The 19,581-nt window shown below is 54.2% G+C and carries 18 protein-coding genes and 1 pseudogene; 9 read left to right on the forward strand and 10 right to left on the reverse strand.

Features of this window, described 5'->3' with window-relative positions; genetic code table 11:
- Nucleotides 1-378: 378 nt before the first annotated feature.
- Nucleotides 379-1,122, forward strand: coding sequence for an OB-fold-containig protein (locus tag JUK32_RS06085; RefSeq protein ID WP_204137956.1), 744 nt, complete (start codon nucleotides 379-381; stop codon nucleotides 1,120-1,122).
- 51 nt (nucleotides 1,123-1,173) lie between these two features.
- Nucleotides 1,174-3,120: a flotillin family protein gene (locus tag JUK32_RS06090; RefSeq protein ID WP_204137957.1), complete on the forward strand. Its 1,947-nt coding sequence runs from the start codon at nucleotides 1,174-1,176 to the stop codon at nucleotides 3,118-3,120.
- Here JUK32_RS06090 and JUK32_RS06095 read toward each other — a convergent pair.
- The 3 genes from JUK32_RS06095 to speE form a co-directional block, all read right to left on the reverse strand.
- Complete coding sequence (locus JUK32_RS06095; RefSeq protein ID WP_204137958.1) at nucleotides 3,117-3,983, reverse strand: FkbM family methyltransferase; 867 nt, start codon at nucleotides 3,981-3,983, stop codon at nucleotides 3,117-3,119. The genes JUK32_RS06090 and JUK32_RS06095 overlap by 4 nt on opposite strands.
- 73 nt (nucleotides 3,984-4,056) lie before the next feature.
- Nucleotides 4,057-5,121 carry an agmatinase family protein gene (locus JUK32_RS06100; RefSeq protein WP_204137959.1) on the reverse strand — a complete coding sequence of 355 codons (1,065 nt, stop codon included), beginning with the start codon at nucleotides 5,119-5,121 and terminating at the stop codon, nucleotides 4,057-4,059.
- Nucleotides 5,114-6,397: a polyamine aminopropyltransferase gene (gene speE, locus JUK32_RS06105; RefSeq protein ID WP_204137960.1), complete on the reverse strand. Its 1,284-nt coding sequence runs from the start codon at nucleotides 6,395-6,397 to the stop codon at nucleotides 5,114-5,116. The genes JUK32_RS06100 and speE overlap by 8 nt, the downstream gene beginning before the upstream one ends.
- A 239-nt stretch (nucleotides 6,398-6,636) precedes the next feature.
- Between speE and JUK32_RS06110 the strand changes: the two genes are divergently transcribed.
- Nucleotides 6,637-8,112 carry an NAD(P)/FAD-dependent oxidoreductase gene (locus JUK32_RS06110; RefSeq protein WP_204137961.1) on the forward strand — a complete coding sequence of 492 codons (1,476 nt, stop codon included), beginning with the start codon at nucleotides 6,637-6,639 and terminating at the stop codon, nucleotides 8,110-8,112.
- A 92-nt stretch (nucleotides 8,113-8,204) separates the two neighbouring features.
- Here JUK32_RS06110 and JUK32_RS06115 read toward each other — a convergent pair whose 3' ends face one another.
- A complete protein-coding gene (locus tag JUK32_RS06115; RefSeq protein ID WP_204137962.1) occupies nucleotides 8,205-8,393 on the reverse strand; it encodes a replication restart DNA helicase PriA in 189 nt (62 codons plus the stop codon).
- A 464-nt stretch (nucleotides 8,394-8,857) separates the two neighbouring features.
- Nucleotides 8,858-9,625 (reverse strand): hypothetical protein, encoded by a 768-nt coding sequence (locus JUK32_RS06120; protein WP_204137963.1) that lies wholly within the window; start codon nucleotides 9,623-9,625, stop codon nucleotides 8,858-8,860.
- A 224-nt stretch (nucleotides 9,626-9,849) separates the two neighbouring features.
- On the opposite strand from JUK32_RS06120, the gene JUK32_RS06125 reads away from it, so the two are divergent.
- From JUK32_RS06125 to JUK32_RS06135, 3 genes are all read left to right on the forward strand, one after another.
- Nucleotides 9,850-10,194 carry a helix-turn-helix transcriptional regulator gene (locus JUK32_RS06125; protein WP_204137964.1) on the forward strand — a complete coding sequence of 115 codons (345 nt, stop codon included), beginning with the start codon at nucleotides 9,850-9,852 and terminating at the stop codon, nucleotides 10,192-10,194.
- 348 nt (nucleotides 10,195-10,542) lie between these two features.
- Nucleotides 10,543-11,694, forward strand: coding sequence for an ACR3 family arsenite efflux transporter (gene arsB, locus JUK32_RS06130; RefSeq protein WP_204137965.1), 1,152 nt, complete (start codon nucleotides 10,543-10,545; stop codon nucleotides 11,692-11,694).
- Nucleotides 11,695-11,772: 78 nt separating this feature from the next.
- Complete coding sequence (locus JUK32_RS06135; protein WP_204137966.1) at nucleotides 11,773-12,402, forward strand: class I SAM-dependent methyltransferase; 630 nt, start codon at nucleotides 11,773-11,775, stop codon at nucleotides 12,400-12,402.
- 170 nt (nucleotides 12,403-12,572) lie between these two features.
- On the opposite strand, the gene JUK32_RS06140 is transcribed toward JUK32_RS06135, so the two are convergent.
- The 4 genes from JUK32_RS06140 to JUK32_RS06155 form a co-directional block, all read right to left on the reverse strand.
- A complete protein-coding gene (locus JUK32_RS06140) occupies nucleotides 12,573-13,355 on the reverse strand; it encodes a hypothetical protein (protein ID WP_204137967.1) in 783 nt (260 codons plus the stop codon).
- Nucleotides 13,352-13,738: a mCpol domain-containing protein gene (locus JUK32_RS06145; RefSeq protein ID WP_204137968.1), complete on the reverse strand. Its 387-nt coding sequence runs from the start codon at nucleotides 13,736-13,738 to the stop codon at nucleotides 13,352-13,354. Before JUK32_RS06145 ends, JUK32_RS06140 begins: the two co-directional genes overlap by 4 nt.
- A 128-nt stretch (nucleotides 13,739-13,866) precedes the next feature.
- Nucleotides 13,867-15,114, reverse strand: a complete 1,248-nt coding sequence (gene arsJ, locus JUK32_RS06150; RefSeq protein ID WP_204137969.1) for an organoarsenical effux MFS transporter ArsJ — start codon at nucleotides 15,112-15,114, stop codon at nucleotides 13,867-13,869.
- Between the two features lie 57 nt (nucleotides 15,115-15,171).
- The gene (locus tag JUK32_RS06155; RefSeq protein ID WP_204137970.1) at nucleotides 15,172-16,182 is read right to left on the reverse strand and encodes an ArsJ-associated glyceraldehyde-3-phosphate dehydrogenase; all 1,011 of its coding nucleotides are present in this window, start codon (nucleotides 16,180-16,182) and stop codon (nucleotides 15,172-15,174) included.
- 301 nt (nucleotides 16,183-16,483) lie between these two features.
- Here JUK32_RS06155 and JUK32_RS06160 point away from each other — a divergent pair, with 301 nt between their 5' ends.
- From JUK32_RS06160 to JUK32_RS06170, 3 genes are read left to right on the forward strand one after another with little or no spacing between them, the layout of a single operon-like run.
- Entirely contained in the window at nucleotides 16,484-16,651 is a 168-nt protein-coding gene (locus JUK32_RS06160) for a hypothetical protein (RefSeq protein ID WP_204137971.1), read from the forward strand.
- 31 nt (nucleotides 16,652-16,682) lie between these two features.
- Complete coding sequence (locus tag JUK32_RS06165) at nucleotides 16,683-17,066, forward strand: helix-turn-helix transcriptional regulator (protein WP_204137972.1); 384 nt, start codon at nucleotides 16,683-16,685, stop codon at nucleotides 17,064-17,066.
- Nucleotides 17,067-17,122: 56 nt separating this feature from the next.
- Nucleotides 17,123-18,166, forward strand: coding sequence for a permease (locus tag JUK32_RS06170; protein WP_204137973.1), 1,044 nt, complete (start codon nucleotides 17,123-17,125; stop codon nucleotides 18,164-18,166).
- An 89-nt stretch (nucleotides 18,167-18,255) separates the two neighbouring features.
- On the opposite strand, the pseudogene JUK32_RS06175 reads toward JUK32_RS06170, so the two are convergent.
- Nucleotides 18,256-19,227 (reverse strand): annotated as a pseudogene (locus tag JUK32_RS06175) (integron integrase).
- Nucleotides 19,228-19,581 lie beyond the last annotated feature (354 nt).

Below are 19,581 nucleotides of genomic sequence, written 5' to 3' on the forward strand. Positions count from 1 at the left end.
CTCACAGATGGCTCCCCTTCTCAATCTGAGAATCTAGCTACATCAATACTCTCAGGACTTTTCTGCACCACTAAGCATTAGGGCTGTCTACCACCTCGGGTCACCCCAGTCCTCCGCCTATTGCACCGATGGAGCCGGGGGTACTACAGCAATTGTCGATCTCTCAGCTATGACGGGCAGGATAGCCTTCATTCGGCGTTAGCCTCCAGTCCGAGTACGTTCCAAGGGTGACTGCCGTGCCGTACTGGGTTACAAAAGCTTGCCAAATCGAGAGATTTACTGATTTGGCGGCTATCTTGGGCGTGGTTATGGAAGGCGACGCAGAATCGCCGTTATACGACGAGCACGGCGCTCCACTCCAGTTATTTATTGGCGGTCATGCTGTTTAGTCTTGCAAATTTGCCCTACTGGATTTTTTTGGGTGCAGGCATTGTCTTGTTTCTAGTTGTGATCCTGTCTGGAGGGGGAGACGATGATCTGGATCTGGATGCCGAGGTCGATGCGGATGTGGCGGTCGAGGTTGACGCTGAGGTCGATGCGGATGCGGACGGTACGGCCCCATGGGACTGGGATACTGACCTGGATGGCGAGGGCAGTGGCCTGAGTCCGTTACAGCTGTTGTCTTGGTTTGGGGTGGGGCGCACGCCGCTCATGTTGCTACTAGCCATGGATTTGACTTTGTGGGGGCTAGTGGGCTGGGTGCTCAATGTCGCGATCGCCGAAGCGTTGTCTCAACCCCTAGCTGGGTGGGTCGCGCTGGGCATTTTTCTGGGCTCGTTGACGGTGGCTTTATGGCTGGGCAGTGTACTGTCGCGACCGATTGGCAAGATATTTGCGGCCTTTGGCGAAGATGTGAGTAGCGATCGCTTGGTGGGCTGTTTAGGCACTGTGACCTCCGCATTTGTGCCACCAGAGAGTGCGGGAAAAATCGGCCAGGTGGATGTCAAAGATGCAGCGGCTAACTTTGTGACGGTGAGTGCCAAGCTCCCGGACTGGGCGACGATTAGCCTGCGGCGGGGGGCAAAAGTTTTGGTGATTGAACGGTCGGGGGGCTACTACCTGGTGATTGCCCGCGACAGCATTGATCAAGAACGTTGGTTGAGTGGTAAAACGCCGACGTGAGACGGAAGACGTGACAGTTTTGACTAAACATTGAGTTGTGATGAGGCGCTTATGTTGTTCTGGCTAACTTTGATCCAATCCTTGCCGACTTTGCCTGATCTGACTCTGGACGAGGACGGTGAGGTAATGGCTCTGGAACCGACGGCGGCGATCGCCGAAATGCCCCTAACGCCAGCGCCGGTGGTTGGGCAACTGGGTGGATTAGGTGTGTTGGTGTCGGGTGGCGTCGTCATGTTCATCGTGCTGCTGCTGCTGGCGATCGTGGCGTATACCCGCGTCTACGTCATTACGCCGACCAACGAAGCCTTTGTGAAAACGGGTGGAGTGGTGCGCAAGCAAAAAAAGGTGGTCTTGAATGGCGGCTGTGTGGTGCTGCCCGGATTTCACGAGCTGACCCGCGTCCCGCTGCGGGAACTGTCTATTGATGTGGAGCGCACAGGCAAGCTGGCGGTGCGGACTCAGGACTATCTGCGGGCGGATATGCGGGTGACGTTTTACGTGTGCATCAACGCTTCGGAAGACGATGTGCTCACGGCGGCGGCGCGCCTGTCGCGGGAGGGGCAGATTACCCCTGAAGACATTAAAAACGCGCTGGAAAAACGCGCTGATGACGGCATTCGAGCGGCGGCCAAAACAAAAACTCTGGCGGAAATTGACTCTGACAAACTGGGTTTTGCGCAGGAAGTGCTCAACTTGATTGAGCCGGATTTGAAGAAGGTGGGGCTGACGCTGAACAACCTGGCGATTTCGGAAATTGAGGAAAGTGACACCTACGACACGAATAACTTTTTCGACGCCCAGGGAGTCAGACTCCGCACGGAGACGATTCAGTGGTCGATTCAGCAAAAGCGGGAAGTGGAACTGGCGACGCGGGTGGCAATTGAGCAAAAGGAACTGGATGCGGAAAAGCGATCGCTGGAAATTGCCCGTGACCAAGAAGATGCCAAACAGGCTCAAATTCTGGAGCTGGAGTCTTTGAAAGCGGAACGGGAGCGAGAAATTCAAGAAAAGCGCGATCGCGAAGCGGCGACGGCCCAGCGCACGAAGATTTTGCAAGAACAGTCGGTGGAAGAGGAAGAAATTCAGCGGCAGCTCAGCGTTCGGCAAAAACAAATCGACGCGGATATTGAACTCGAAGAACGACAGAAGACGCTAAAAATTGCCCAGGCGCGGCAACGCGAAGAATCGGATGTGGCGGAAGTGAATCGCCAAAAGGCCGTGGACTCGGCTCAGTATCTGGCGCTGGTGGATATTGCGGAAGCGGAACGGGCCTCGAAGGTGGCGCAACAGGAAGCCGCGATCGCGATCGCGGAGCAAGAGCGCAGTCGGTTTATGGCGGAGGCCGAACGCGCCCAGGCTGAGGCCTCAGTCGAAACGGCCACTTTTGTGGAACAGGCGGAGCGAGAGCAGCGGCTGTCCTTAATTGCGGCGGAGCGGGAAGCCCAAGAACGGCGGATCGCTGACCAAAACGTGGTGGAAATTGATGTGTTTCGCAAGCGGCGACAGGCCGAAATCGCGAAGCAGACCGCCGAGCTAGAGGCCGAAGCGATTCGCACCTTGGCCCAAGCAGAGTTAGACCAGGCGCTGGCCCAAGCCCAGGGGCAGCAGGCCAATATCGAAGCCCGCAATGCCATCAGTAGCGCCAACCTGACGGCGGATGTGATCGCGCAAATGTGGCCGCAACTAGCGGAGCGCCTGCCGGAAGTGTTGAGCGCTTTGGCTCCGCAACCAGGGGTGATTGGCGATGCGCGGATTTATGCTTTTCCGGGGATGAATGGCGACGGCAACGGCACTACGCCTGGCGACATCAATAAGTTGCTGCTTTCCACCAGTGGCTTATCCCTCATTAATAGCTTGCTCGACGAGGGCAAACTGGGGACGGTGCTGAGTCAGGTCAAGGATTTGTTGCAGGGAGAAGCTGCCACGGGCGCTGAGCCAACGACTGAGATCGCCCCCCCGGCTGACCCACCCCCTTCCGTCGATAACAACGACGACTAGCCCTCGGTCACCTGCTCTGAGGGGATCGCGAGGGTATTGGGGGAGAGCAGTTGGTCGAGATTTTGGACTTCCATCGTTCGCGCGTGGGGGGCGATCGCAAACTGCCGATAGCCTAAGTCCTGCAAAATCTTGAAAATCTGGTTGTACATATCGAAGCCGCGATTGACGCGAAAACTTTCCAACGTTTCGTAGTAGAGAATCGGGCGATATTGAGCGATCGTGTCCAGACCGCCCTTAATGACTTCATATTCCATCCCTTCGACATCGATCTTGACGAAATCGAGGCGTTCTAAGCTCAATTGCGGCACGAAATCATCCAGTGATTTCACCTTCACCTCTATTCCGTCCTGGCCCAATAATCCGGCATTACCTGGGACGTTGGCGTCTTCTTGCCAGTAGAGCACCCCCGGCTGGTCGGCAATCCCCAACTGATAAATATCGACCCTGTTTGATAACTGGGGATTGAGCTCAACATTGGCCTGGAGTCGGGCAAAGGTGCTCGGCCCCGGCTCGATCGCAACCACCCGACCATGCGGCGTCAGGCTCGCCATTAATAACGTCAGAGCGCCGACATTGGCCCCAATATCCAACACCGTAGCGTCTGCCGTGATGAATTTTTGTAGAACGGCGGAGGTTTTGAGGTCATAGCGGCCCGTCGCCATTTCGGCTTCGATGGGAAAGGTGGTGTCGATATTGACCTGGAATTGGCCTAAGTATTGGTCATACACAAACTGCTTGCCAGCGGGCAACAGAAAGCGCAGTTCTCGATATTTTTGGGACCAGGCGAGCAGGGTGTCAAAGAAAGGAGACGTGAGTGGACTGACCGTGCGCATGCCCTGGATAACGACTTCTTTGACAGACATGAACGGTTACCTGATGGGGGTGGATGGACAGACGATGTCGGAATCAAGTTTTACCACAGGTCGCGTTGCTGCACTAGACGGAACGGTTGCCAGGCTGGAGCGATCGCCCCATTAAGTTACACAGCTTGTAGACGATGCGGGCAGCAACGTTACCGTCCCAGTCGCCATCACCGACTTCCGACACATCGAAACCGATAATCTGGCGATCGCTCCTCACCACCTCGCGCAATAGCGCAAAGGCTTCCTCCAGTTCTAGGCCGCCGGGGACGGGCGTTCCCGTATGGGGACAGAGTTTCGGGTCGAGGCCATCCACGTCAAAGCTGACGTAGACGCGATTGGGGAGGGGCTCAATCATTTCGCGACAGAGGTCGCGCCAGGGGGTGCCCGCAAACCGTCGCTCTTGCAACACGGGATCATAGTGGGTCTGGATGCGGCCCTGGGATTGTTGAATCGTCGCGACCTCACCGTGGGAGATATCGCGAATGCCGACTTGCACCAGGCGGGAAATCTGCGGCAGGGCGATCACCTGATGCATGATCGAGGCGTGGGAATAGGGAAATCCCTGATATGCCGGGCGCAAATCGGCATGGGCGTCGATGTGGAGCACCCCAAAGCTGCCGTGGTGATCCGCCAGGGCACGCAGCAGACCGAGGGGAATGCTGTGGTCGCCGCCGATCGCCCCCACCCGTTTGCCCGCCGCGATCGCTCGTTGGGTGGTGTCATACAGCCAGTGATGGACGCGATCGCCGCCTGCATTGACCCGCTGGAGCAAGCCCGCGAGTCGTTCATCACTGGCGATATCCAGCCCCTGCTCCGTGGCGTGAATAATGTCGGCGGCGGCGGGGCGCAACTCATCGTTGAGTTCACGAATCCAATCCGGGCACGGCGGCATATAGAGGCCCTGCTGCCAGCCATCGGGATAGTCAAGGTCATACAGATCCAGCTGGGGAGACGCCTGCCGCACCGCCTCGGGGCCAGCCGCCGTGCCCGCATGGTAAGACACCGTGACTTCCCACGGCACGCCCAGCAGTAAGATCCCAGCGGTGTCGTAGTCAAAGGGCAGACCACAAAAGTTGCCGTTTTCCAGCCCGACGCCGCTGGGGTCAAAATTGCGAATCAGGTCAGCGCGGCTAGCCATTCAGCATCTGGTCGATCGCGGTGGGCAAACAAAACGCGGCTTGGTGGATGCCCGCGTTGTAGTACTGCAACTTGTGGGCGGCGGCAAACTGGGCCGCGCGATCGCCATCCAGATCCTTGACCGGATGCCGCGCTCCTTTGGCACAGAAGGAGAAGCTCCACATCCCCGTCGGGTAAGTCGGAATGAATGCCAGATAGCAGTGCACCGAAGCGACGCCGAAAATCTCTTTGAGGCAGTGGTTCAGCTCGATAAAGGCCCGCTGGTTAAAGCGGGGCGATTCGCTCTGAGCCGTCATCATGCCGCCGGGACGCAGACAACGGTAAACATCTTGGTAGAACGCCTGACTAAATAACCCCTCCGATGGCCCGACCGGATCGGAGGAATCCACCACAATGAAATCGTAGGCGTCAGCCGGAGCCTGGCGCACAAAATCGATGCCGTCGCCGATGATCAGCTCCAGTTTGGGATCGTCGAGCGCTGCCGATAGGGTGGGCAAAAATTCCCGTGAGGCCCGCACCACCGCCTCATCAATTTCAACCATGGTGACGCTTTCCACCTGGTCGTGTTTGAGAATTTCCCGCACGCTGCCGCCATCGCCACCGCCGATGACCAACACGTTGCGGATATCGGGTTGCACCAACATCGGCACATGGATGATCATTTCGTGATACGCCTTCTCATCCTTTTCAGAACACATCACCATCTTGTCAACGGTGAGCATTTTGCCGTATTCAAAGGTGTCGAAAATTTCCACCGTTTGATAGGGCGACTTTTCGTAAAAAATGCGATCGCCCTTGTGCCGAATCGAGAGGGCCATATTTTCGTTGCGATCGGTAAACCAGACATTGCGGCTATAGCGCGGCGAAATCAACTTTTGGGTCGCCGTATCGCGCAAATCACCCACATCAATGTCCGACTTTTCCAACAGTTCCAGCTGACCGCGATTGAGTTCCACCGCCGAACCGTGATGCGCCTGAAACTCGGTTTTGAGAATTTCGTAAGAGACCCACGGATTGACCGAATAGCCGCAGGTAAACAGATCGACCGCCGCATAGCGATATTCTGGCCAGGTGTGAATCGCTAAATGACTTTCCTGAATTACCACCACCCCTGAGACCCCAAAGGGTGAAAAATGGTGAAACGTCGAACTGATGATGGTCGCCCCAGATTCCTTGGCCGCCTTCAACATACTGGCCTCAATGTGAGGCACATCGTTCAAAATTTCGCTGGAACAGCCGTGAAACTCAACCAGAATATGACGTCCAAGAGAATTCATCGTTGTCTCCATGCCCCCAAAATATGCAGCAAAATATCCATCACAAAGTATAGATTTCTAGCCTGATAATGAAATGAAGCGGATTCGCCCAGGTTGGCTGGCCGCTATCCCCGGCTGTGGTGTCTTGGTTTAATGCACCTTAGTCATCTTCACCCCCCCTTAGCGGCGGCTGTGTGGCATGACTCATCTGCCCCAAATCCCTACTTATCAAGCGTTCTGCGCTTTATGCGTTAACTTCCATGATCGAAATCGTGACTGTGGCTTCCCCAGCCGAGACGTTGATTGTCGGTGCTGGCTTGGCGGGTTTAGTCACCGCCTACAGGTTAAAGCAATTTGGTATCGACGTAGACATTGTGGAAGCCCGCGATCGCCCTGGTGGTCGCATCCACAGTGTCACCAATGCGTTAGGGACATCCCTGACGGCAGAACTGGGGGGCGAAGCCTTTGATTCTGACCATGTGGCTTGTCTCACCCTCGCCCAAGAACTGGGGCTGCCAGTGGTGGATCTGTGGTCGCAAGTTGACGCTGGCGCAGAAGACTTGTTTTGGTTTGGGCAACAACCGCTCGAGCCGCAAGCCGTGCAGGCAGAGTTCACCGCTTTGTTATTGGCCCATCAGCAAGACTGGCAGGCGGTGCAGCGGTTTTTGCAAACGGGTCAACGGACTGCCAAGATCGCCGCTTTGGATGCGCTCTCGATCGCTGATTACCTGTCGCAATGGGAAGTATCGCGATCGCTCCACCAAACCCTCACGACGGCCTACACCATCAAATACGGCGTGGACTCCACTCGCCAGTCGAGCCTGAATTTGCTGAGCTACTTCAAGTCGGTGGCGGATTGTCAATCCCTGTTTGGCCACAGCGACGAGCGCTACTACCTGCAAGGGGGCAACGCGCAATTGCCTAGCGCCCTGTATGCCGCAGTGGGCGATCGCGGGCAGCTAGCCACCCAACTGGAAGCCTTGGTGGCCCAGCGCGATGGACAATACATCGCCACTCTCCGGCAAGGACAGACCGTTAGCGATCGTCTCTATCGGCGGGTGGTGCTAACGCTGCCTTTTAGCGTGCTGCGTCACCTGGATGTCAGGGTTGACCTACCTGCCCCCCAGCGGCAGGCCATTCAGCAACTCAGCTACAGTACGCCGACCAAAGTCATTAGCGCCTACCGCACAAAAGTGTGGCGACAGCAGGGGCTGAATGGGTTGGCCTATACCGATCTGGCCATGCAACATTGCTGGGAAGCCTGCGACAGTCTCCGTTCTAGCGATAACGCACTGTTAGTGGCCTATCCGGGGGGGACGAGGGGACAGGCGATCGCCACACAAGCCTTGGCCGAGCTGGCACCCACGATGCAGAACGATTTGGCGCAACTTTTCCCCGGCATTCCCGAGGCGCAGTTAACGCCCGACTGGCTACGCAGCCAATGGTTGACCGATCCATTCTCAGCGGGGGCTTACTCTTGCTATGAGGTCGGGCAATGGTCGGCGTTTTATGGGTGGGAAGGCCAGCGCACTGAGCACGTCTTTTTTGCCGGAGAACATTGCTCTCGTCGTTATCAAGGCTATATGGAAGGCGCTTGTGAAACTGCCGAGCAGGTGGTTCTGACAATTTTGCAGGACATCGGCGATCAACCGGCGATCTCGACTCAGCAGCGACGTTTGCAGCGCTACCAACACCACCGCCAACGCGGATATACCCGGTCAAACCCAGGCTGCTAGTGCCCCCCACAAAACATCAGGGAGACGGTCTAACGACAATCTCCCTGGGGGGCAAAACAAGTGTGGTTGCCAACGCATCGGTCTAGCCAGGATTAGCGTCCGGCGATCGCCATCAGCCCCGGCGCGTAAGCTTCAACGACGTTGCCAGACTTGCTGCAAGTAATCATCAAATAATCGCAGTGAGGACACTGAGTGCGAACTAAGCTCTCGGCATCCAGAAAGTGGCGAGAGGCATGGCCACCGCAGTTAGGGCAGTTAACAATGTGCTGTGAGTAATTCATCAATTTTAGGTTGGGTGTCAGAGAGGGATTTTATAAAAAAAATCGGCTGTTTTGACTACAGTCAGCCAGGCCGCCGATCCGAAAACATTGCGGGGATCAAAAGAGACTTAATATTCAAAAATATCCTTTGACATATAGAAATGGTATTTCAAATAACAATGAACATGCAACTAAAAAAAACAAAATACCCTGAAAGATATATAAAACTTTGATCCCGAGGCTCTACATAAAGAGCTTCTACTTCCTTTTTTCAGGCAGTGTAAAAACAGGCACGAAAAAGATAAATAAAATCTTAAATTTATCTATTGATCGGCCGATGTGTAAATTGCCCTGATGGATGTCCGTTGAATGCTGAGCCCCGCCACGGTGGACTCAATCGGCGATCGCTCAACGCTGACTAAGGAACCGCCCCCTTGGGCTTGGCTAAGCCTGGGGATCGCTGTGAGGGCGGGGATCCTTGGCCGTCATTGCGGCAACTGAGCGACGACTTCTCGCAGGGCCGATAGGTCCGCATCCAAAACTGAGCTGTCGCCGTATTGAAAAGGATTGTCGAGGTCACGGATGAGTTGCAGCAAATAGGCAAACGCCACAAACAGGAGGGTCGAGACGATCAGCCCCTGCTCGAAGCGATCGCTCTGCACCCACAATAAAGTTCCCGTGGCGCTGACCAAAAAGAGCTCCAACAGTACATAGGCAGGCTGCAAAAAATCAGTATCGCGGATGATGCGAATGCGACGAATGAGCAGGCGGAGTTTGGCTTGCTCGCCTTGCACACGGCTAATAATGGGGGCATCGCCAAAGCGCAGGATATCGGCAAAGTGGGCATTGAGTTGGTCAAGGGCTGTATCAACAGGGGCGATCGCCGCCTGAGTCTCTAGCCAGGCTAGGAGGTGCTGAGTCAGCGTCCCCAGTTGGTCACTCAAGGGGGCGGGATCATAGTCGGGATGGCGATTTGCCGCGACCTGGTTGGCATCGGCGATCGCTTCAATCGCGTTGGCTAATTCGGTCGGCATATAAAGACTGGCTTGATAATCGCGCAGCGTACCACTCAGCATAAACGCCAGGATGAAGGTCGCGGCGGCAAACAGCGTGCCCGTGAGCGAGTCGAATCTCCACACATCCCAGTGCAGCCAATGCAGTCCGACTTTGCCGCCAATAAACAACAGTGCCCAAGGCGTTATGTTCAGAAGTAGGTGCCATTTGACGCACCAGGCATTGAAGGATGTATGCATGATTAACTCAGTGAACGCAGGATACGGCAGCATTACCGATGCCATGGCTGAGGCTTGACAGCCCTCTCATGTCGGTTTTGCCAGCAGCAGCGGGCAGCGGCTCAAATTATGCTCGGATTATAAAAGTTACCCGGTCGGCAGTCTCGGTGCTGGCGGGGTCGGGCTGTGGCAACTGGCTCAAGAGCTTGATAAGCTAGGGGCGTCGAATGTTTCAAGTCACTTTGATGTCAACTGTTCTTACCCGCACGTCTGTCGAGATGATTGCTATTTTTAAGGCGCTGTCAGAGCCGTTGCGCGTTGAGGTGATTGAGTTGCTGCGTGAGCAGGAGATGTGTGTGTGTGATTTGTGCGATCGCCTCAATGTCGCCCAGTCCAAACTCTCATTTCATCTAAAGACCTTGAAACAGGCCGGGTTGGTGCGATCGCGCCAAGAAGGCCGCTGGATTTATTACCGCCTCAATCTATCCCGCTTGGTCGAACTCGAAGAATACTTGTCAGACTTCCGGCGCTACAGTTCCCGGTTGCCTGCGCGTACCTGTTCGCCTGCCGAAAGCAACAACCTGAGTTGAAGTATTTTTGAAGGCAGAGGGCAGAGACGCAATTGTTTTGATCGACACTGCCATTGCAGAATTCACGCTTATTTGCTTTTCAAAAGGTGTTTTCAGCGATTTTGGGTTGAAACTTGCGGGAATGTATCGTCCCTGACATAGGGCTTGACATTTTAACCAAATTTGAAATGATTAACTGTGCGGGCTCACTGATGCCAGCCATGCCAGAGTGTTGAGGGCTCATTTCAACCTGACTTGAAATCGGCAATCTTGAAATAACTGGCGAACGGTTCAAACTATCGAGCGGTAGGATGGAGCGCGATCGCGCCTGCCCTGACGTGAATTTATTGACGACTTAACCGGGTTCCTATGTCCACGAGTTCAGAAACCAACTCCCCAGCGGTGCAAGCGGGGGGACAACTCAGCTTTTTTGAGCGCTACCTGACGGTGTGGGTGGCGTTGTGTATTGTTGCGGGCATCTTGCTGGGGCGGGTGTTTCCGCAGATTGCCGTCACCCTCGACGCCATGAGCGTCTATCAGGTGTCGATTCCCATTGCCATCTGCCTCTTTTTTATGATGTATCCCATCATGGTGAAGATTGACTTTTCCCAGGCGAAAAAAGCCGTCCAGACGCCGAAGCCCGTCGTGTTGACTCTGGTGGTGAACTGGCTGATTAAGCCCTTCACGATGGTGGCGTTTGCCCAATTTTTTCTCGGCTGGCTGTTTCGCCCCTTACTCAGCGGCACGGAAATCATTCGCGGGACGGAAGTGGCGCTGGCAGATTCCTACATTGCCGGGTGCATTCTGCTCGGTATCGCCCCCTGTACGGCGATGGTGCTGATGTGGGGCTACCTGTCGTTCAGCAACCAGGGCCACACCTTGGTGATGGTGGCAATCAATTCCCTGGCGATGTTGTTTCTCTATGCGCCGTTGGGGCGGTGGCTGCTGGCGGCGAATAACCTGGCGGTGCCCTGGGAAACCATTGTGCTGTCGGTGTTGATTTACGTCGGGTTGCCGCTGCTGGTGGGGGCGATATCGCGGACGTGGATTCTGCGACACAAAGGTCGTGCCTGGTTCAATGACGTATTTTTGAAATATCTCAGCCCGATTTCCGTTGCGGCGCTGCTGATTACCCTAGTGCTGCTGTTTGCGTTCAAGGGCGACCTGATGGTGCGAAATCCGCTGCATATTTTGCTGATTGCGGTGCCGCTGTTTTTGCAGACCAACTTTATTTTCTTCATTACCTACGCGATCGCTCAAAAGCTCGGCCTATTTTACGAAGATGCGGCTCCGGCGGCGCTGATTGGGGCTAGCAATCACTTTGAGGTGGCGATCGCCACGGCGGTCACGCTCTTTGGCCTCAACTCTGGCGCTGCTTTGGCGACCGTCGTCGGCGTGCTAATCGAAGTGCCCGTGATGCTGATGCTGGTAGAGTTTTGCAAAACAACGGCGTTCTGGTTTCCCCGCGAACCGGAAAAGGCGACCTTGCCTGATCCCCGCTGTGCGCGTCCCCTCGGGTAATCCCAGGTCTGGTCGAATTCTTCAGGAATCGCCGGGGAGCGAGATGTTTGATGGCAAGCGAGCGGGACGGGGTGAGGGATGGAAATTTTGGTACAGCAGCAATACGATCGCCTCGCCCACATTTACGATCAGCGTTGGCAGGGCTACATCACCAACACGCTGTCCTTTTTGGTGGACTGGGCGCAGATTGCCGCAACTGAAAGGGTACTGGATGTAGCCTGCGGCACGGGGGAGCTGGAACGGCTGTTGGTTGAGCAGCAGCCAGAACAGGCGATCACGGGGGTGGATTTTTCGGAGCAGATGTTGGCGATCGCTCGCCAAAAATTCACCAACCATCCTTCAGTGACATTCCAACCAGCGGCGGCCTCAGCGTTGCCCTGGCAGCAAGCAGAGTTTGATGTGGTGGTGTGTGCCAATGCCTTCCACTATTTCAACGCACCGGCGCAGGTGTTAGCTGAAATGCAGCGGGTGCTGCACCCCACAGGGCGCATCGTGATTTTGGACTGGTGTCGCGATTTTCTCCTGTGTCGGCTGTGCGACTGGGGGCTGAGCCGGATCGATCCGGCCCACCAGAACTGCTACACCGAAGCGGAACTGCACGATTTTTTGCAGGCGATCGGGTATGAAGTGCAGCGATCGCAGCGGGTGCGCTTTGGCCTGATTTGGGGATTAATGGCGATCGAGGCCACTCCTCCACGGCCGTATTGAGTTCCTCGTCCATCTCAACGGACTTTTGAAGAACTACAGCAGAGTTATGTGCTTCTCCACTCTATCTTCCATTGATCGTGTACAGGCACAGCTACCTTTTAAACTCACTGCTCGCTTGACGCTGTTGCAGTTGATTTGGTTTGTTATGCTTCGATTCTTTCCACACACTATTAGCTACGTACGGGAAAATAAATGAGGAAAAATGAAATAATTCCCAAAACTGTCCCAATAGTGCTTATGATTTGTATGAAGATGCTGCTAAAGCCAAAGAAGAAAGTTGCCACAAGTGTAAAAGCTATAAATAAAACAGTCAGAACTATTGAAATTAGCAGGGGGGTTGTTCTTATCAAAATCGATTTATTGCTATCCTTGAATATCAGTGTTTCAACCAAGTTCGTGTATCTATACGCTTTGCCCTCCACTAATTCGTGAACAAGTGTTTTCCAAGGCTTCTCAAAGTTAGGCTTGACAAGTAGCTCAAAAGTATAGAGTTGATCAATGTTTTCAAGCAAAGAACACGCAAAAATATCGCCTATGTAGACTTTAGAAACTGATGTGACGTCAATTGCGCTACTTTTCCTTTTGCTAAGAGCAGATATATATTTTCTCAAGTCAAGGTACTGGATTCTTTTGACCTCCCAATCAATTCCATCTGTCAAGCACAGGCTGTATTTTGCCTTTAGTCTTGCCAGTTCATCAGCAGCATATTCCGTATCTAATTGAACCACTTGATCTTTGAAGGCACCTGTGTAGTACTTATAGATACCTATTGAAAGATTTCGAAGCAAGTTGTACACGTTGGTCTTAAGCAGATTTAGTTGAATCTGCTCCATGCGATTGTCTTTAACTTGGATGAATACGACTCTTTTTACACCTTTTTCAATACAATGGACGATTGAGTTAAGATACTGATCCGGTCTGTCGGTGGTCACAAAGATATACAGCTCTCTCAATCTTGATAACCTCCATAAGTGATTACACGCCCCTTGCCCGAAACTTTTGCTTTTCTTAGGCAGATTAAAGCTTCAACCGATGTTCTTCCAACACCAAATGACATTGTTTTTCCAGTTTTCTCTAGAAAGTATTTCGAATAAGAAGCCAGAAGATCTTCGACTTTAAAGTTGCCCGAAACAATAAAACATATATCATCACCAGCAACATATACTAATACAGCCTTGATTTCTCTCTTAGCTAAGGCCGCTATTTCTTCAAGAGCTGATTTTACGTGAAATGAAAATTTACTGGCTTCTTCGAGATTTCCTGAGAGCAAGTGAAGATCAATAACATCGCCTATGTTATCGCCATCACCAATGCAAATTAGCGTCTTATTAGGCATCCTCCCTTCCCGCCTCCAAAGTAAGCTTCAGATACCAACCTAATCCTCAACTGAATGGCCATCCAAAATTTGGAGGCTAATAGGTAGGCTGCAAGAACTGTCCTCACCAAAATTCAGAACTATAACAGTCAGCTTACCAATTCTTGGGCCGACCTCGGGTTCGGCAGCTTCAGCGTGATCAGCGCCGCCAGCAGCACAAACACCGCCGAGGTCCACAGACATCCCACCAGGCCAGACATCTGAAAGATCAGCCCAGAGAGCACCGTCCCCACTAAGCGCCCGCCCGAGTTAGCCATGTAGTAGAACCCGACGTTGAGCGCCACCTGGTCGTCCTCGGTGTAGGCCAACACTAGGTACGAATGCACCGCCGAGTTGAAGGCAAACACCACGCCAAACACCATCAGGCCCAACACGATCGTTTGTCCGGGGGGACGACCCAGCTGTAGCGCGATCGCGATCGCGGCCGGAATCGCCGTCAGCAGCCCCGTCCAAAACCGAATCGTGCTCGCCTGGGGCGGGCGACCGGACCCAAACCGGCGCAGTAAGGTGGGGGCCAAAGACTGCACCAGACCATAGCCGATCACCCAGATGGCCAGGAAGCCCCCCACCTGCTCAAACGACCAGTTCAAGACGCTGTAGAGAAACACAGGCAGAGCCACCACAAACCAGACATCCCGAGCCCCAAATAAAAAGAACCGAGCCGCCGAGAGAATGTTGATTTCCCGCGTCTTAGAAAACAGCTGGCGAAATTTCACCTTGGCTTTTACCTTGCCCATGCCCGACGGCAGCCAGAGCCCCGAGACCAAGACCACCATGAGGCCCGCAGCCATGATCAGCAGGGCATTCACATAGCCAAATACCCCTAGCAGCAGACTGCCGAGAAAGAACCCGACCCCCTTCAGCGCATTCTTTGACCCAGTGAGAATGGCCACCCACTTAAACAGCGCAGACTGCGCGTTCTGGGGAATCACCAGGCGAATCGCACTTTTAGAACTCATTTTGGTGAGATCCTTGGCAATGCCGGAAAAGGCCTGGGCCACCATCACGTAGGGCACCGCTAAGGTCAGGGCCCAGGTCTCATTCACGGGAGTGAGCAGTAGCAGCGCCAAAATTTGCAGAGCAATGCCGCTGTAAAGCGTCAGCTTCACCCCAAACCGAGAGCCAATCCAGCCACCGAATAGATTCGTGACAATGCCAAAGATTTCGTAGAACAAAAACAGCATCGCTACTTCCAAGGGGGTATAGCCCAGGGTGTGGAAGTAGAGCAGCACCAGCATTCGCAGCGCCCCATCGGTGATGGTGAAGCCCCAGTAGGCAACGGTCACGATCGCATAGTTGCGAATGCTGACTTGAGCAATTTTGGCAGGAGAATCCATGGGCGTTAACCATCCAGGCTGGGGAACAACTGAGAGCAGCACCGCTAGGGCCGCCGTTTAGACCAGACTTTGGGCGACCTGGCGAGCGAGTTCGGCCATCCGGTTGGCGTAGCCCCACTCGTTGTCATACCAGGCCAAAACTTTCACCTGTGTCCCATCGACCACCATCGTGGACAGGGCATCAATGATGGCAGAACGGGGATCATCTTTATAGTCAATCGACACCAGAGGCCGTTCTTCATAACCCAAGATGCCAGCGAGTTCGCCCGCCGCTGCGGTCTTAAAGAGCTGGTTCACCGCATCTACCGTAGTCGGTTGTGCTACCTCGAAGACGCAGTCCGTCAGGGACGCATTCAACAGCGGCACCCGCACGGCGAGCCCATTGAGCTTGCCTTTGAGCTCGGGGTAAATCATGGCGATCGCCGTCGCTGAGCCCGTGGTGGTGGGAATCAGCGACAGGCCCGTAGCCCGTGCCCGCCGCAGGTCTTGATGCGGGGCATCGACAATCGTCTGGGTGTTGGTCTGGTCGTGAATGGTGGTGATCACCCCATGCCGGATGCCCAGCCCTTCCTGAATTACTTTCACCACGGGAGCCAGGCAGTTAGTGGTACAAGAGGCTGCCGTGAGCAGATGATGCTCATCCGGGTTGTACAGGCGATCGTTAATGCCGTAAACCACATTCAGCGCCCCTTGCTTCACCGGAGCGGCCACAATCACCTTATTTACCCCTCGTTTAAAGTACGGGTCGAGCAGCTCCGGCGTGCGAAACTGGCCGGAACATTCCAAAACCATATCGACGCCCAGCTCATCCCAGGGCACGTCACCTGGAGTTGGGTACTCACTGAAGCTGAGCGGCTGGCCGTCCACCCGGACTTCAGATTCGGTCGTCGCCTCCACCTCTGATGACCAGCGCCCATGAACCGAATCAAACTTCAGTAAATGAGCCGCCGCCGCACTGCCGCCGGTGATCTCGTTGAGGTGGACAAACTCCAGCTCCGGCCAGCCCCAGCTCGCCCTGAGTACCAGACGGCCAATTCGACCAAAGCCATTGATTGCAACTTTTGCCATAGAAATCTCTGGGTCTATTATTTACTCACAACCTCAGCGATCGCGCTTGGCCGACACCAACGGCTCAAGCGTTAACTTCCCAAGCGTGACTGCAGCCATCAGCTTTGATTGAGATTGAATCATGATCATCATCAGCTTAGTCTTCGGCGGGAGCGATCGCAGTGAGCCCTGACAGAACCGAGCAGACAGCTGGCGGAACAGTCAATCCAGGCAAAACAACCTTTTTCAAACCTAAAGGGCCACGACATTTCATCGACCGTAATGGAGTGACAATATCCTGATTATTTCAATCTGAGTTGAAATGTCAAGTCGTGCAGACGACATTCTCAGCGCCAGCTGCCAGCGACTCCCCAATAACGCCATCAATTTGGACGACTTCGAGCAGGCAAAACTGGAAGGACAACTTCAATGCCGTCATTCTTTAATGCTGTGCGAGGTCGCGATCGCTAAGTTTTTGTTATGCGCTTGACGATTGCAAGTATTTCGATAATTATCGAAACATGGAAATACGCCTCAAGTCTGAACGCTCTCTGGACAAAATTGCTGCGGCCTTTGCGGCCATGGGGCAACCTTCGCGGCTACGCATTGTGCGGCTGCTACTGTCTGCCCACCCCCAGGGGCTCCCCGCTGGCGAGATTCAAAAAGAGCTGGAAATCTCCGCCTCCACCCTGTCGCATCACCTTGATAAGCTGCGTCAGGTCGGTATCGTCGCGGCGGATAAAGACCGGCAGTGGATTTGGTACAGCGTGCAGTCCGAGACGCTGAAATCCCTGATGGATTTCTTGTTTGAAGAATGCTGCACCCGCAATCAGGTGGTGGCATTGCCCCGCGATCGCACGTCCGCCCATAGCGAGTCTCCAGACTCCGGCGACTGCGGTAATTAGACCAGTTTTTTGCTCTGTATTTTGATGTTTGCCGAACTATCGAAGGACTCACGACAATGGCCTCTAGCGTACTGACTCGATTTAACCGGAGTGTGCGGCAAGTGGATGGGGTAGCCCTCGCGATCGCCCTCACCCTGCTGGCGCTGATGGTTCTCGTTCCTGCTCAAGCGTCTGCCAGCCTGCGCTTTACCCTCAACAGTCTGTGGAAGGTTGCGCCTTTTTTGCTGCTCTCCATTGGCATTGCGGCCTACGCCACCGCCAGTGGAGCCGATAATCTGGTTGCCAAAGCCTTTCAGGGCAAGCTCGCGGTCATGATTCCCGTCGCCGCCATCTTTGGCGCTTTTTCGCCCTTTTGCTCCTGCGGGGTGATTCCGCTGATTGCGGCGCTGCTGTCGATGGGGGTGCCCGTGGCGGCGGTCATGGCCTTTTGGCTCGCGTCCCCGCTGATGGATCCGTCGATGTTTGTCCTGACCGTCGGCACCCTGGGCCTGCAATTCGCCATTTTCAAAACCGTTGCCACCGTCGGGATCGGCCTGTTGGGCGGCTTTGGCACCCTGGCGTTGATGCGCTCGGGCTGGGCGATCGCCGCCTTTGAGAATCCGCTGCGGGAGGGCGTCGGCAATGGTGGCTGTGGCGGCAGTCGCGTCCGTAATCCCAAGCCGCCCGTCTGGCAGTTTTGGCAAGAGTCTGAGCGGCAGCAAAAGTTCTGGCAAGGGGCTCGCAAAAACGCCTGGTTTTTGGGCAAATGGATGGCCCTAGCGTTTTTGCTCGAAAGCTTGATGATTGTGTATGTGCCTACGGAGTGGGTGCAGGCGATCTCGGGCGATGGCGGGCTGCTGTCAATCGGTCTCGCGGCCTTGGTCGGGGTGCCGCTGTATCTCAATGGCTATGCTGCTCTCCCCGTCGTTGAAGGTCTCATTTCTCAGGGCATGTCTTCTGGGGCCGGGATGACGTTCCTGCTCGCGGGCGGCGCGACTAGCATTCCCGCGATGATTGCGGTGTTTGCCCTCGCTCGTCGCCCCGTTTTTATTGCCTATCTGGCGTTTGCGTTTGTCGGGTCGATGGCGGCCGGGTTCGCCTACACCCTCATGCTGAGCTAGCGCTCTGGCCTCTTCGATGCTTCAGCGTAGTTCCACAGTGGCGATCGCAACGTAACTGGGGAATCGGCAGGGCGATCGTCATCCATCCATCACCCATATAGCGGACTGCGGACACCTCGCCCACCCCGATTGAGCACGTGGGTATAAATCATTGTGGTTTTCACATCCTTGTGGCCGAGCAACTCTTGAATGGTGCGGATGTCGTAGCCATTTTTCAAGAGATGCGTCGCAAAGCTATGGCGAAACGTATGGCAACCTACTCGTTTATCAATGCCCGCTAAGCGTACAGCCTGCTTGACGGCTTTTTGCAAACCACTCTCGTGCGGGTGGAACCGTACAACAGCGCCGCTTCTCGGATCGCGGCAACGAGTCGAAGCCGGAAACACAAATTGCCAGACTCATTGGCGATTCGCATTGGGATATTTTCGTGCCAATGCAAAGGGTAGAGTTACCGCTCCATAGCCTTGGTTGAGATCACGGTGGTGAATGCGTTTGACATCTTGCACATGGTTTTGCAAAGGCTGAATCAGCTTCGTGGGCAGCATCGTGATCCGACTTTTTTGCCCCTTGGTATCTCTCACCACAATTTGCTGCTGAGGAAAATCAAGGTCTTGAATGCGTAACTGCATCGCTTCTCGCAAACGCAAGCCGCCACCATAAAGCAGTTGGAGGATTAACCGATGAACGCCCGACATCTGGTGAATGACATCCCTCACTTCTTCAGCCGTCAAGACCGTGGGCAATTTACGAGAGCGTTTAACCCAAATCGCATCAATTCTCTCGTCTAAAGGCTGCTGCAATACTTGGTGATACAGAAATATCAAGGCACTGAGCGCTTGATTTTGCGTGGATGCCACCACATGCTCCTTAACCGCAAGATGTGTGAGAAATGCCTCAATTTCTGGAACGCCCATCTCGCTGGGATGACGCTTGTTGTGGGAAAAAATATAGCGACGAATCCACTGCACATAGGTTTGCTCGGTGCGATAGGAGTAGTGCTTCATGCGAATCACATCACGCACTTGCTCTAATAACTTCTTGGGTCGAGGTTCCGATTGCATCTAGGACTACCCGCAACGATGCTAAATAAACCCTAAGCAATCCAAAGCCCATCATGAAGGGCTGATTATACTGAGCTCGTCTACCTAATCACCCATATCGGGGCGTTAGGCTGACGTATTTCCACCTAAACACCCAGATCAGGTGATTAGGCTGCAAGATTTCCACCTAATCACCCCAGCAGCGGAGTTATGTGGAATGCGTCAGTCCAATAAATAGTTATGCGGAAAATAGAATGAGGTTTAATGAAAATTACCGACACTATTAAGCCAAAAAATAGAACTGATACCAATTCTCTATAAAGCTGCATAGAATAGAGCCTCAAGGATAAAGTCATAGCCGGTCAAGGAGGCGAT

Source organism: Halomicronema sp. CCY15110 (assembly GCF_016888165.1).
In the GTDB taxonomy this organism is placed as follows: domain Bacteria; phylum Cyanobacteriota; class Cyanobacteriia; order Phormidesmidales; family Phormidesmidaceae; genus Halomicronema.

What these genes read in the sequence shown, in the direction of transcription:
- JUK32_RS06120 (WP_204137963.1), bottom strand. Translation starts at nt 9,625, where the DNA reads ATGCATACATCCTTCAATGCCTGGTGCGTCAAATGGCACCTACTTCTG.
- JUK32_RS06155 (WP_204137970.1), bottom strand. Translation starts at nt 16,182, where the DNA reads ATGGCAAAAGTTGCAATCAATGGCTTTGGTCGAATTGGCCGTCTGGTA.
- JUK32_RS06085 (WP_204137956.1), top strand. Translation starts at nt 379, where the DNA reads ATGCTGTTTAGTCTTGCAAATTTGCCCTACTGGATTTTTTTGGGTGCA.
- JUK32_RS06160 (WP_204137971.1), top strand. Translation starts at nt 16,484, where the DNA reads ATGTCAAGTCGTGCAGACGACATTCTCAGCGCCAGCTGCCAGCGACTC.
- JUK32_RS06095 (WP_204137958.1), bottom strand. Translation starts at nt 3,983, where the DNA reads ATGTCTGTCAAAGAAGTCGTTATCCAGGGCATGCGCACGGTCAGTCCA.
- JUK32_RS06100 (WP_204137959.1), bottom strand. Translation starts at nt 5,121, where the DNA reads ATGGCTAGCCGCGCTGACCTGATTCGCAATTTTGACCCCAGCGGCGTC.
- arsJ (WP_204137969.1), bottom strand. Translation starts at nt 15,114, where the DNA reads ATGGATTCTCCTGCCAAAATTGCTCAAGTCAGCATTCGCAACTATGCG.
- JUK32_RS06125 (WP_204137964.1), top strand. Translation starts at nt 9,850, where the DNA reads ATGTCAACTGTTCTTACCCGCACGTCTGTCGAGATGATTGCTATTTTT.
- JUK32_RS06170 (WP_204137973.1), top strand. Translation starts at nt 17,123, where the DNA reads ATGGCCTCTAGCGTACTGACTCGATTTAACCGGAGTGTGCGGCAAGTG.
- speE (WP_204137960.1), bottom strand. Translation starts at nt 6,397, where the DNA reads ATGAATTCTCTTGGACGTCATATTCTGGTTGAGTTTCACGGCTGTTCC.
- JUK32_RS06090 (WP_204137957.1), top strand. Translation starts at nt 1,174, where the DNA reads ATGTTGTTCTGGCTAACTTTGATCCAATCCTTGCCGACTTTGCCTGAT.
- JUK32_RS06135 (WP_204137966.1), top strand. Translation starts at nt 11,773, where the DNA reads ATGGAAATTTTGGTACAGCAGCAATACGATCGCCTCGCCCACATTTAC.
- JUK32_RS06145 (WP_204137968.1), bottom strand. Translation starts at nt 13,738, where the DNA reads ATGCCTAATAAGACGCTAATTTGCATTGGTGATGGCGATAACATAGGC.
- JUK32_RS06115 (WP_204137962.1), bottom strand. Translation starts at nt 8,393, where the DNA reads ATGAATTACTCACAGCACATTGTTAACTGCCCTAACTGCGGTGGCCAT.
- arsB (WP_204137965.1), top strand. Translation starts at nt 10,543, where the DNA reads ATGTCCACGAGTTCAGAAACCAACTCCCCAGCGGTGCAAGCGGGGGGA.
- JUK32_RS06165 (WP_204137972.1), top strand. Translation starts at nt 16,683, where the DNA reads ATGGAAATACGCCTCAAGTCTGAACGCTCTCTGGACAAAATTGCTGCG.
- JUK32_RS06110 (WP_204137961.1), top strand. Translation starts at nt 6,637, where the DNA reads ATGATCGAAATCGTGACTGTGGCTTCCCCAGCCGAGACGTTGATTGTC.